Raw genomic sequence first — 13,009 nt, forward strand, 5'->3', positions numbered from 1 at the left:
ACGATGTTTGGTAAATTAAGTCTGGACGCCATACCGTTCCACGAGCCGATAGTGATGGTTACCGTCGCTATGATTCTGCTCGGTGGTCTGGCGTTGGTTGCAGCACTCACGTACTACAAAAAGTGGACCTACCTGTGGACCGAATGGCTAACGTCAGTCGACCACAAGAAAATTGGCGTGATGTACATCATCGTTGCCATGATCATGCTGCTGCGTGGCTTTGCCGACGCCGTCATGATGCGTACCCAACTGGCCATGGCCACTGAAGGTTCGCCTGGCTACTTGCCACCTGAACACTATGACCAGATCTTCACCGCTCACGGTGTGATCATGATCATCTTCATGGCGATGCCATTCTTCACCGGCCTGATGAACCTGGCAGTGCCGCTGCAGATCGGCGCACGTGACGTTGCCTATCCGTTCCTGAACTCCCTGAGCTTCTGGCTCCTGGTGTCGGGCGTGGTACTGGTCAACCTGTCGCTGGGCGTCGGCGAGTTCGCCAAGACCGGCTGGGTTGCGTATCCGCCGTTGTCAGGTCTGGCGTACAGTCCGGGCGTGGGTGTGGACTACTACATCTGGGCACTGCAGCTATCGGGGTTAGGTACGACGTTAACCGGGGTTAACTTCCTGGCCACCGTGCTGAAAATGCGTACCCCTGGCATGAAGATCATGGACATGCCGATCTTCACCTGGACCTGCACCTGGGCAAACGTTCTGATCGTGGCTTCGTTCCCGATCCTGACCGCTACCCTGGCACTGCTGACACTTGACCGTTACTTGGATTTCCACATTTTCACCAACGAACTTGGTGGCAATCCAATGATGTACGTCAACCTGTTCTGGGCGTGGGGTCACCCTGAGGTTTATATCCTCATTCTGCCGGCGTTCGGGATCTTCTCTGAAGTCATCTCGACCTTCACTGGCAAGCGTCTGTTCGGTCACCACTCGATGGTCTACGCCAGTGGCGCGATCTCGATCCTGGGCTTCATGGTTTGGCTGCACCACTTCTTCACCATGGGTTCGGGTGCCAGCGTCAACGCCTTCTTCGGTCTGGCGACGATGCTGATTTCCATCCCGACGGGTGTGAAGCTATTTAACTGGCTATTCACCATCTACCGCGGCCGTCTGCAGTTCACCAGCCAGGTGATGTGGACACTGGGCTTCATGGTGACCTTCGCCATCGGCGGTATGACAGGCGTATTGCTGGCCATCCCGGGTGCTGACTTCGTACTGCACAACAGCCTGTTCGTGATTGCTCACTTCCATAACGTGATCATCGGCGGTGCGGTATTCGGTTACATCGCAGGTTTCAGCTTCTACTTCCCTAAAGCGTTCGGCTTCAAACTGAACGAGAAGTGGGGCAAGGCAGCGTTCTGGTTCTGGATCACCGGCTTCTTCGTTGCGTTCATGCCGCTCTATGCACTGGGCTTCATGGGCATGACCCGTCGTCTGAACGCCACCACCAACCCTGAGTGGGTGCCTTACCTGTACGTGGCGTGCGTCGGTGCTGCACTGATCGCCGTGGGTATTGCGTGCCAGCTGATCCAGCTGTACGTCAGCATCCGTGACCGCAACAAGCCAGAGAACGCCTGCGAATTCGGCGATCCATGGAATGGCCACACCCTGGAATGGTCGACCTCGTCGCCACCTCCTTTCTACAACTTTGCTGTATTGCCAAAAGCCGACGGTATCGATCCGTTCACCGAAGCCAAGGAAAACGGTACGGCGTACCAGGCTCCGGCCAAGTACGAACCGATCCACATGCCAAACAACACCGCGACCGGTGTGGTGATGGGCGCACTGCTGACCGTATTCGGTTTCGCAATGATCTGGCACATCTGGTGGTTGGCGATCGTCAGCCTGGTTGGCACCGTGGCGTACTTCGCGATCCACGCTGCCCGTGATGACCAAGGCTACATGGTGCCGGTGGAAACCATCGAGCGCATCGAAGCCGAGCAGCACAAGCGTCTGGTAGCCGCTGGCAAGATTCCGGCTACCCGTGTTGAAACCAAGTTGGAACAGGCATAAACCATGTCGAACTTAGCGACTCATGCTGGACAGGCCCATGGTCACGACCATGGGCACGATGACCACCACCACGACTCGGGCGAGACAACCGTATTTGGTTTCTGGCTCTACCTGATGACCGACTGCATCTTGTTTGCGTCGATCTTCGCGGTATACGCGGTATTGGTTAACAACGTAGCGGGTGGCCCATCGGGCCACGACATCTTCGAACTGCCGTACGTGCTGGGTGAAACCGCACTGCTGCTGGTCAGCTCGATCACCTATGGCTTCGCCATGCTGGCGCTGTTCAAGGGCAAGAAAAGTCAGGTGCTGTTCTGGTTGGCCCTGACCTTCCTGTGCGGTGCAGGCTTCATCGCCATGGAAATCAACGAGTTCCACCTGTTGATCTCCGAAGGCTTTGGTCCTAGCCGTTCCGGCTTCCTGTCCGGGTTCTTCACCCTGGTCGGTACCCACGGTCTGCACGTGACCAGCGGTCTGATCTGGATGGCGATCATGATGTATCAGGTCCAGAAAAAGGGCCTGACGGCGACCAACAAGACGCGTCTGAGCTGCCTGAGCCTGTTCTGGCACTTCCTGGACGTGGTGTGGATCTGCGTATTCACCGTTGTTTACCTGATGGGGACTCTGTAAATGGCTAACGCACATTCTGAAGGCGCGAACCACGGCAGCGTGAAGTCCTACGTAATCGGCTTCATCTTGTCGGTGATCCTGACCGTCATTCCGTTCGGGCTGGTGATGTACCCAACCCTGCCGAAAATGACCACGCTGGCGATCGTGCTGTTGTTCGCCGTGATTCAAGTGATCGTTCACCTGGTGTATTTCCTGCACCTGGACCGTTCGCCTGCACAACGCAATAACGTCGCCGCGCTGGTGTTCTCGGCGCTGGTTATTGTGCTGTTGGTCGGCCTGTCCCTGTGGATCATGTTCAGCATCCACACTGTAATGATGGCGAAGTGAGGTAAGCCCGATGTCCTTTAAGCACTTTATCCAAATCACCAAACCGGGGATCATTTTCGGTAACGTGCTTTCTGTGGCAGGCGGGTTCTTCCTGGCCTCGAAGGGGCATTTCGATCTTGCCCTGTTCCTGGCCGCGGTGATCGGCACCTCCTTGGTGGTTGCGTCCGGTTGCGTGTTTAACAACTGCATCGACCGTGACATCGACATCAAGATGGACCGCACCAAGAACCGCGTACTGGTGCAAGGCCTGATCTCCCTCAAGGTGGCGTTGCTATACGCCACCTTGCTCGGGGTCGCCGGTCTTGTACTGCTGTACTGCGTGGCCAACCCGCTGGCAGCGTTGTTTGCCGCGATTGGCTTCGTGATTTACGTCGGTTTGTACAGCCTGTACTTCAAGCGCAAGTCGGTTCACGGCACCTTGATTGGCAGTCTGTCGGGTGCGATGCCGCCTGTTATCGGCTACGTGGCTGTGAGCAACAGCTTCGACCTGGCTGCGCTGACATTGCTGGTGATGTTCAGCCTGTGGCAGATGCCGCATTCCTACGCCATCGCGATCTTCCGCTTCAATGACTACCTGGCTGCATCGATTCCGGTGTTGCCTGTGAAGCGCGGGATCAAGGTCGCCAAGAAGCACATCCTGCTCTACATCCTCGCGTTCCTGATCGCGACCCTGATGCTCACCCTCGGCGGTTACGCCGGCATGAGCTACCTGGCCGTGGCAGCCGCGATGGGCATGTACTGGCTGTACATGGCGTGGACGGGCTACAAAGCCGTCGACGACAAGGTCTGGGCACGCAAGCTGTTCGTGTTCTCGATCTTCACCATCACCGCGCTGAGCGTCATGATGTCCCTGGATTTCAAAGTGCCGACGGAGTTGTTACTGACTTACGCGCACTAAGCATCCCGGATAAAAAAATCCCCGCCCTTCGAAAGAAGCGCGGGGATTTTTTTTTGCAGCCTGTCTTCACAGTCCGGGTTGCTCAATCCGCCTCAGAGGCTAAATCGAGCCACCATGGTATTGAGGTCAATGGCCAGGCGTGACAGGTCGTTACTGGCCAGGTTGGTCTGAGTGGCGCCGCTGGCGGACTGTACAGACAGGTCGTTGATGTTGATCAGGTTGCGATCCACTTCCCGCGCGACTTGAGCCTGCTCTTCGGCGGCGCTGGCTATCACCAGGTTGCGCTCGTTGATTTCAATGACGGCCCCGTTGATGGTTTCCAGGGACAGTCCCGCACCCCGGGCGATGTTGAGCGTAGACTCGGCGCGCTCGGTGCATTGACGCATCGAGTTGACCGCGTGCTCAGTGCCCCCCTGAATGCTGTTAATCATGTGCTCGATTTCGCTGGTCGATTGCTGCGTGCGATGAGCCAGCGCCCGAACTTCATCCGCCACCACGGCAAAACCGCGACCCGCTTCGCCCGCGCGCGCCGCTTCAATGGCGGCGTTGAGGGCCAGCAGGTTGGTTTGGTCGGCCAGGCCGCGAATCACGTCCAGCACCTTGCCGATGTCTTGCGACTCCTTGGCCAGCTCCCCGATCAGATTGGCTGTGCTTTGCACGTCATTGCCCATGCTTTCAATGGCGGTAACCGTTTCTTGCACCAGATCACGGCCATCGCCCGCCGAGTCGGCTGCACTTTTAGACGCTTCAGAAGTACTGACCGCATTGCGTGCCACTTCCTCCACTGCGCTGGTCATTTCGGTCACGGCGGTGGCGGCCTGCTGAATCTCATTGTTTTGTTGCGTGAGACCGCGGGCGCTTTCGTCGGTCACGCTGTTGAGCTCTTCGGCAGCACAGGCCAGTTGCGTGGCAGACCCGGAAATGTGCAGCAGCGTGTCACGCAGGGTGCTTTGCATGCTCTGCATGGCGAGCAACAGGCGAGCCGCTTCATCGCGGCCTTCCACGGTGATCGGGCGTGTCAGGTCACCTTTGGCAATCTCTTGCGCCGCTTCCAACGCCTGCCCGATCGGGTGGGTGATGCTGTGAGTCAACCGCCAGGCGCAGAGGACGGTCAGCCCGGTGGCGAGCAACAACAGCGCGATGGTGAAGTTGAACGTGGTGTCGTAGTCGTCAGTGCTTTGGCGATAAGCACGGGCACTTTGCGCGGAGTTGATGTCCAGCATCGACTCGATCGCGGCGCTGATATTGCGCGACACCACACTCAAGGGGCCGGCCTGCAGGCGCTTCAATTCGTCCTGTTGATCGTTGCGCGCCAACTGGATCAGCTGTGCTTCAAGGGTTCGGTACTGCGCTTGCTCGCGGCTCAGTTGTTCATAACTGGCGCGCTCTTGCGGGCTGCTGATCAGCGGCAGATAGTCAGCCATTGCTTTGCGGGTGCGGTCTTCCAGCGATTGCAGTTCACTGAATACGCGGTTTTTTGCGTCGGGATCGGGCTCGTCGCGCAGCTGATAGCTCAGTACGCGCTGGCGCTGGTTGAAATAACTGAAGTCGCTAAGACCAACCAGGCTGGGCATATCGCTGGTGGCAATGTTCTGACCCACTTGATGGATTTTGTTCATTTGCGTGAGGGCGTAAATCCCCAAAATCAGCATCAGGGTGCCAATCAGGGAAAACCCCAGCAATGCGCGTGGGGCGATATTCATGTTACGTAAATTCATCAGTGATCCTAAACATCAAAGGCAGCCTGCAAGCGGGCTTGCAGGTAAGACAGCGGCGCGAAAATACTCGCACCAAAGAGTGATAGCGGAATGCTATCGCTCGCCTGTCCGGTAACTTGATCTCAGGGTCAAAGTAATTTGTGAAAAAGTGTGCACCAGCCCGTAGTAGTTATCGCCAGCGCGGCGCTCGCTGCTTGCTGGGTTTGGCTAGATAAGCCATGGGAAGGGTGGGCAAAACGCTGCTTGGCGCTCAAGACCGTCTTCACACCCCCGGACGCGGTCGCGGGTGCCTGAACATGACAATCGCTGACCTTGGAGTGACGGCCGTTTTTAACGGCGTGATGCGACCCCGTGGCCACAATCATCCCCTTTTGGCCTGCCTGCCCCTGTGAACCTGCAAGGTCCGCGGCAAGAATCAAAACAGCATCGCCACCAAGCGTACGGTCTCAACAGCTTTCGCGAGTGACTGCCGTGCACAGCACATAACAATGATCGCTCTCACGCCATTTGGGGAAACACGTCATGAATGCACTGAAATGCGTACTGAATGCTACCGTCTGCGGGCTGGCGATAATGGCTGGCTCGGCACAGGCAGATGAGCGAGAGCTGCGGGTGTACAACTGGGCGGACTACATCCTGCCTTCCGTGCCCAAGGACTTTGCCAAACAAACAGGCATCAAGGTGACGTGGGACACCTTCGACACCAACGAATCGCTGGAAGCCAAATTGCTGACAGGTCATTCGGGTTACGACCTTGTGGTGCCGTCGAACCAGTTCCTCGACACCCAGATCAAGGCCGGCGTGTTTCAAAAACTGGACCGCAGCAAATTGCCGAACTGGCAGCATCAAGACCCAGAATTACTCAAGTTGCTGGATCAAAACGACCCCGGTAATCAGTACGCGATTCCGTACATGTACGGGACGGTGCTGATTGGTTTCAACCCGTCCAAGGTCAAGGCGGCGCTGGGTGACGATGCACCTCTAGACAGCTGGGATTTAGTGTTCAAGCCCGAGAACATGGAAAAGCTCAAATCCTGTGGCGTCGCCATGCTCGACTCCGCATCGGAAATCCTGCCATTGGCCCTGCATTATCTCGGGCTGGACCCCAACAGTCAGAATCCGGCGGACTATGAAAAGGCCAAAGCGCTGATGATGAAAATCCGTCCTTACGTGACTTACTTCAACTCCGCCAAATACATGACAGACATCGCGAACGGCGATATTTGCGTGGCGATTGGCTACTCCGGCAGCTTCTATCAGTTTGGTAACCGGGCCAAGGAGGCGGGCAATGGAGTGGTGGTCGATTGGCGCTTGCCGAAAGAGGGCGCGCCGATCTGGTTTGACACCTTCGCCATCCCCAAAAGTGCCAAGAATGTCGACGAAGCCCACGCGTTTCTGAATACCTTGCTGGACCCTAACGTCATCGCCCCGATCAGTGATTTCCTCGGTTATCCCAATGCCAACAAAGACGCCCTCGCGCTGATCAACCAAGACATCACCGGCAACCCCAACCTCACGCCCACCCCGCAAGCCCTGAAAACCCTCTACGTGGTGCAACCGTTGCCGCAAAAGCTGGAGCGGGTACGCACACGCGTCTGGACCAGTATTAAGTCGGACAAGTGACGAGGGGCATGTTTCAAGTCATCTATTAGAACTGGCAAAAAAGTGCTGGGCTGGGGTCGGTTGATTGCACGAACCAGTCAGGTGAGAGCTCGACTGGGGTGCTCACTTTCAAAGGGAGTTCAAGGTGTAGATGCCACTGTGGATTTAAGTCTCTTCACCACGCTGTGAGTTTGATACCCCCCCCCCGCTCTTCAAAGATCTACCCAGCCGTAATAAATATAAATTGTTACAAAATTTATATTTGCCAAACGAATAGTAAGGAAATCGGGGTGGCATCTTTTTGAATTATTCGGCGTATCGCTATTCGATACTAGTCGACTGAGGTAAACGATTCAGCCTTCGACGGATTTCCTTGGGGAGAGATTGAGACAGTCGGATCTTCGCTTTGTACAGTAGGGGAAATACTTTGAGTGAGGGGGGATGTGTCTATTTTGTTCGTGCGCAGGTAGTAGCTTAGTGATATTATTTTGTCACTAAAAATTAATATTTCCGGCATTGTAGCTGCGAAGAATACTGAATTAGGGATGTTGAAAGTATGATGAGTAATTATGTAAAGCACTATGCGCTGCCGGTTTTGCTAGCGTTAGTTATTGGTGTTTGCATACCGCTTTATGCAGTTTATTTGGCCGGAAGTGACGTCAACTTAAATGCGTTTAGTTTCATAGAAGTTATTCTAATTGTGTGGGGGGTTGGGGCTTTATTTTTAGTGTTGATGGCAGTCGTACTTGGCGCTTTGAAGTTAAGGTGGTTGTCTGATTTAGTGATGTACTACGTTTTGTTCTGGGTGATTATTGCCGGTTTTATCTTTCCGCTTGTTGAACGTGCGGGAATGGTTGAGCTGGATAAATTACCTACCCATACCTTGAATCTTGTCATTGTTAGCCTAAGTGCGCTGGTGATGACGGTATTGACGTTTACACGTCTGAAGTCGGCCGTGCAGTTGTTTGCAGTCGTTCTGACTGTCGGGTCTGTAGGCGCTGCCATGCCAACGTTTTACGACATGTTGACGCGACCGGATGCTGATCAGTCCGTTGAACGTTTCTTGACGCTTTCAAATAAAAGTAACGTGGTGGTCTTAAGCTTTGATGGGCTTGCAGGCAATGTAGCTGCGCGCGTACTGGAGGCTGATCCCGAACTGAAAAAAGTGTTTGGTGATTTTGTTTTCTTCAATAATGCTGTTTCCACTGCGCCTGCAACAGTGGCTTCCCTTCGGTCAGAAGTATTGGGGAATATAGATTTTCGAGCCTTGTCGGAAAATTCGAAAGAGGTCGATAAAAAATTAAAGGACAGTGTTAATTCGATTCAGCGCGAAATTAACGCACAGTCAGACGTGATGACCTACGGCGTCTATGGGGTTTTTAATCCTGACGGCAATGCGAGAGTCGCCCCCGGTGCTCTGGCTAAACGTTTGCAAGGACAGCAGCTGTCCAATGCCTTTGATATCTACACCTATGCTGCGGCGCGTGTAGGCACGGGATACCTTTCAGGTATCGTTGGGGAAGGTGTGGCAAACCTGAAAAAAACGTTACTTGGCAAATACAACCTTGAGCGAATGACGGAGCACAAGGGGGCGTCCTGGGATGCTGAGAGTACGTTGCAAGTGGATGACTTAATTGAATGGACGCGCAAACTCCAAGCGGGAGAAGCACCGCGAGTTGTGCGTTATATGCATTTTTTACACACTCATTTTCCCGTCGATTTTGACGAGAACTGTCAATACAGAAGCGATGATGCGCAGTGGTTTGCTGCGAATCAAAACTTGCAGGGCCTGTTGAACGAAACCCGCTGCTCACTTCAGCAAGCCGCAGGGGTAATTGAAAAATTAAAAGCGTTAGGTGTATACGATAAAACGTTGCTGGTCCTGAAAAGTGATCATGGGGCGGTCGCACACTACTTTGAAGAGGAACCCGATAGTTATACGATCAATGGTCATTCTCTGTGGGGTTATAATCGCTACCGCCCATTGCTGATGGTGAAGGCTGAGTCAGTCAATAATGAAGGCATGAGTGTTAATAATGACCCTGTCAGCTTAAGTGACTTGGCCAAGACGCTGTGCTTGAAGTCGCAGACACCTTCCGCTGAATGTGACCGTTATCCTGGCCTTGATCTGTTGGGTGACCGAGAGGTGAAAACAGACCCATATCTTTATATTGATGTGGTTAAAGACGCTAAATCCTCCTACACCTTCGATGAGCAAAAAACGGCGAAGCTCTTGCGCGAGGCCGATATTGTGAGTGCATTCAAAAAGAGTGGTGAAGTGGTATTCGGTGGGCCAGGTGCACTGTATGAACAACGTTTGAATGATTTGGGGCAGCTTAATGCCGCGCTCGCCCGTTATTATGAGGTAAATGGCGCGTATCCGAAGAGTGAACAGTGGGACGGTATCTATTCCAGTTGGGGACGCTCTGCGCCGGACTGGATCCGTGGACTTGCCCCTACGTACATCCCGAAGTTGATTCAGGATCCTACGAATACGGACTCACCGACTTTGCAATATCTCTATAGCTCAAATGGGGTCGACTACAAGCTGATTGCCCACGGTGATATCAAATCCTGTCAGTTAGCCGCCGCGAGCGCTCCGCAAAGAGTGGATCCGGCCAGAAATTGCTGGGCATTCGGTTACTGGAGCGCAGGTGCTGTGAACTGGTAAGCCGCTGAATCCGTGATTCAGTTTTGCCCATTAAATACGTTTATTGAAAAAGGTCAGGTCGGTCCCATGCAGTCAGCAGTAATTATCCTCGGCGCAGGAAAGCCTTATCAGGGTGACGAACACGCAGCGCTACGCAATGCATCAGGGCATGCGCGTGTGCTCGACTGGCTGTTGCGGGCGGTTGAGCCTTTAAAGGCAGCTGTCCATTTTGTGGGCGGATACAAAGTCGAATCGATCCAGCAAGGCTACCCGGGCTTGAAATACTGGATCAATGCTGATTGGGAGACGTCCGGCGCTGCGTACTCTTTGCTGGAAGTTGATGTTGAGGCCGAGGAAAAATGCCTCGTCTTTTATTCCGATATTTTGATCCGAAAAAGCCTGGTTCAAGAGCTACGTCGGTGTGAGGCAGATATCACCGTTGCGGTCGATAGTCATTGGCGCACGCGATATGCCGGGCGTACTCGGATGGACATAGAACGCTGTGAAAAAACATGTCTTCATGGGCAGAGGGTGATGCGTCTGGGCACAGATATCCCTCCGGACCTGGCGTCAGCAGAGTTTGTGGGATGTGTTCAGTTTGGCCGGCAGGCGCTTCAGTATCTGCACGAGTCTAAGGTGGATCTGCGCCAACATCTGCGATCCGGCAACCTCTCCGACCTCATAGAAGCCATGCGTCTTTCAGGTTTTTCTGTTCAATCGGTTGACGTTCACGGACAGTGGGCAGAGCTGAACGAGCCACAGGATCTTGCGCACTTTGTACTGGGGACTAAAGCGCAAACGTTGAGAAGATTGCGACGGATGGTCAAATGCAGTCGCATTGAAGATCAAGTCAGTTTTACGGTCGATCAGTGGCTTCAAAACAAGTCTGTCGTGTTATCGGCTATAGAGTCGCAATTCACCTCGCAACGTTTGGTCATCCGAAGCAGTGCGTTGTCTGAAGATGGTTTTGCCAATTCGAACGCAGGCGCTTACTCAAGCCTGCTGAATATTGAAGGGGCAAATCTGCAAGCGCTGTCTAATGCCATTGAACATGTCATTGCGTCCTACACCGATACCAATCCTGAAAATCAGGTGTTGGTTCAACCCATGCTTGAAAATGTCACCGCGAGCGGTGTGGTTTTTACTCGAAGCCTGAGCGACGGGGCGCCGTATTACGTTATCAATTACGACGATGTTAGCGGCAGCACAGAATCGATAACCAGCGGTAGCAGCCAAGAGCATAAAACTCTCGTGGTTCGGCGCGATGCTTGTTCATCAAGTGCCAACATCCCGGTGCGGGTACGCGACTTGCTGCCCGCCTTGCGCGAGATAGAGTCGTTGCTTAATTACGACTCACTGGATGTTGAGTTTGCAATTACACCCCAGGGTGGACTGCATATTCTGCAAGTCAGGCCCATCGCGGTTGAGCACTCGGTTCATGATGGTGGCGACGAACAAATCTTCGCCCTGCTCAATGACGCTGAGGAGCGTTTCATCAAACTGCAGCAGCCTTCGCCCTTTGTAGTGGGCCGCAAGGCTCTGTTTGGGGTGATGCCCGATTGGAACCCCGCTGAAATTATTGGGACCAAGCCCGGCGCTTTGGCGACAAGTCTTTATAAACATTTGATCATGGACGATACATGGGCGGCTCAACGTGCTGAATATGGTTACCGGGATGTGCGTCCTCAACCTTTGTTGGTGAGTTTTGCGGGCCATCCTTATGTGGATATCCGCGCCAGTTTTAACTCATTCGTGCCCGCAGCGCTGAATGAATCTCTCGCCGAGCGTCTCGTTGATTTTTATCTGAGCTGGTTAGAGTCCAACCCCCACCTGCATGACAAGGTTGAGTTCGATGTTGTCCCGACTTGCTTTGCACTCGACTTCGATCATTGGCGCATTCGATTGATTGAACAGGGTGGATTTTCTGAGAGCGAAGTTGACCAGTTGCGTGACTCGCTGCGAGAAATCAGCGCCCAGGCGTTGAAACGTAACGATCAGGACTATGCACATATCGCCAAGCTTGAACTGCGTTTTGAGCAGATCAGGCAGCAGGCCTTGCCGCCTCTGGATAAAGTCTGGATGTTACTGCACGACTGCCGGTTGCATGGAACCCTGCCTTTTGCACATTTGGCGCGCAGTGCGTTTGTAGCGATTACGCTTTTGCGCTCCGCCGTGAATGCCAGGATTTTGAGCGAAGCCGAGCTTAACGATTTCCTGAATTCGATCCGCACGGTTAGTCATCAGCTGTCTGATGATGCACAAGCCTGCGCGTCCGGCACGCTGTCGTGGGACATGTTTGTTCAGCAATACGGTCATTTGCGACCCGGTACTTACGATATAAATTCATTGAGTTATCGTGCTGACGCAGAGCGTTATCTGCGCCCGATTGTGAATAACAGCACGCCTCATACCAGTTTGGATCACGCATCAGGTCAACTATGGAATGGTGCCCGGCAACGATTCTGTGATGCTTTGGTCAGCGAGGGACTCAACTGTACGGTCGATGAATTAGAGCGCTTTTTAAGGCAAGCCATTGAAGGGCGAGAGTCAGCGAAGTTCGCCTTTAGTCGGAATTTGTCGTTGGCGCTCGATGAGCTTGCAGAGTGGGGAAATACGTTAGGTGTGCCACGTGAAGCATTGGCTCACGTCGAGCTGGATGCGATTTTGTCATTGCGCAGTGGTGTTCTCGATGAGGTGGAAACGGAGAAGTGGTTATCGCAACTTGCTCGGGAGGGATTGAGCCGCTACCTGCAGATCAAGTCGATCGAACTGCCGCCTTTGTTGTGCAAAGTCGAGGATTTTAAGGTGTTCTTGTACCCTTCGACACAGCCAAACTTTGTGGGCAGCGGTCGGGTGCAAGGCAGCTGTGTTGATTTGAGCCTCGAGCGCGATGAGTTAAATCTGGAAGGAAAAATTGCGCTGATTCCTCAGGCAGATCCGGGATACGACTGGCTATTTAGCCGGAAAATCGCAGGTTTGATCACTATGTATGGAGGGGCTAACTCTCATATGGCGATTCGTGCCGCGGAATTTGGTTTGCCGGCTGCACTGGGGGTTGGGGAGGCCTTGTTTCGTAAACTGGCGTCCGCGAAAGAACTCGACCTCAACGCGGGTAATCGCACTATCAGGGTTATCCATTGATACGCATAGCCATTA

8 protein-coding genes and 1 pseudogene are annotated in these 13,009 nt (G+C 53.7%); 7 read left to right on the forward strand and 2 right to left on the reverse strand.

The window, feature by feature from the left end:
• The first annotated feature begins 3 nt into the window (after window positions 1-3).
• From cyoB to cyoE, 4 genes are read left to right on the forward strand one after another with little or no spacing between them, the layout of a single operon-like run.
• Window positions 4-2,028, forward strand: coding sequence for a cytochrome o ubiquinol oxidase subunit I (gene cyoB / locus V6F78_RS16650; RefSeq protein WP_047278870.1), 2,025 nt, complete (start codon window positions 4-6; stop codon window positions 2,026-2,028).
• Between the two features lie 3 nt (window positions 2,029-2,031).
• Complete coding sequence (locus V6F78_RS16655; RefSeq protein ID WP_047273809.1) at window positions 2,032-2,658, forward strand: cytochrome o ubiquinol oxidase subunit III; 627 nt, start codon at window positions 2,032-2,034, stop codon at window positions 2,656-2,658.
• Entirely contained in the window at window positions 2,659-2,985 is a 327-nt protein-coding gene (gene cyoD / locus V6F78_RS16660) for a cytochrome o ubiquinol oxidase subunit IV (protein ID WP_047295470.1), read from the forward strand. It begins immediately after the preceding gene.
• A gap of 10 nt (window positions 2,986-2,995) precedes the next feature.
• The gene (gene cyoE, locus V6F78_RS16665; protein ID WP_332727871.1) at window positions 2,996-3,883 is read left to right on the forward strand and encodes a heme o synthase; all 888 of its coding nucleotides are present in this window, start codon (window positions 2,996-2,998) and stop codon (window positions 3,881-3,883) included.
• 92 nt (window positions 3,884-3,975) lie between these two features.
• On the opposite strand, the gene V6F78_RS16670 is transcribed toward cyoE, so the two are convergent.
• Together V6F78_RS16670 and V6F78_RS22475 are read right to left on the reverse strand one after the other, a co-directional pair.
• Window positions 3,976-5,106 (reverse strand): methyl-accepting chemotaxis protein, encoded by a 1,131-nt coding sequence (locus tag V6F78_RS16670; protein WP_371264263.1) that lies wholly within the window; start codon window positions 5,104-5,106, stop codon window positions 3,976-3,978.
• A 6-nt stretch (window positions 5,107-5,112) separates the two neighbouring features.
• Window positions 5,113-5,601, reverse strand: a pseudogene (locus V6F78_RS22475) (MCP four helix bundle domain-containing protein); the annotation flags it as partial.
• Window positions 5,602-6,123: 522 nt separating this feature from the next.
• On the opposite strand from V6F78_RS22475, the gene V6F78_RS16675 reads away from it, so the two are divergent.
• The 3 genes from V6F78_RS16675 (at window position 6,124) to V6F78_RS16685 (ending at window position 12,994) form a co-directional block, all read left to right on the forward strand.
• Complete coding sequence (locus tag V6F78_RS16675) at window positions 6,124-7,224, forward strand: polyamine ABC transporter substrate-binding protein (RefSeq protein ID WP_169838910.1); 1,101 nt, start codon at window positions 6,124-6,126, stop codon at window positions 7,222-7,224.
• Between the two features lie 538 nt (window positions 7,225-7,762).
• Window positions 7,763-9,874 (forward strand): sulfatase-like hydrolase/transferase, encoded by a 2,112-nt coding sequence (locus V6F78_RS16680; protein ID WP_332727873.1) that lies wholly within the window; start codon window positions 7,763-7,765, stop codon window positions 9,872-9,874.
• A 66-nt stretch (window positions 9,875-9,940) separates the two neighbouring features.
• On the forward strand, window positions 9,941-12,994 hold the full coding sequence (locus V6F78_RS16685) for a PEP/pyruvate-binding domain-containing protein (RefSeq protein ID WP_332727875.1): 3,054 nt from the start codon (window positions 9,941-9,943) through the stop codon (window positions 12,992-12,994).
• Window positions 12,995-13,009: the final 15 nt, after the last annotated feature.

It is taken from the genome of Pseudomonas sp. ESBL9 (assembly GCF_036668715.1).
Lineage (GTDB): Bacteria > Pseudomonadota > Gammaproteobacteria > Pseudomonadales > Pseudomonadaceae > Aquipseudomonas > Aquipseudomonas lundensis.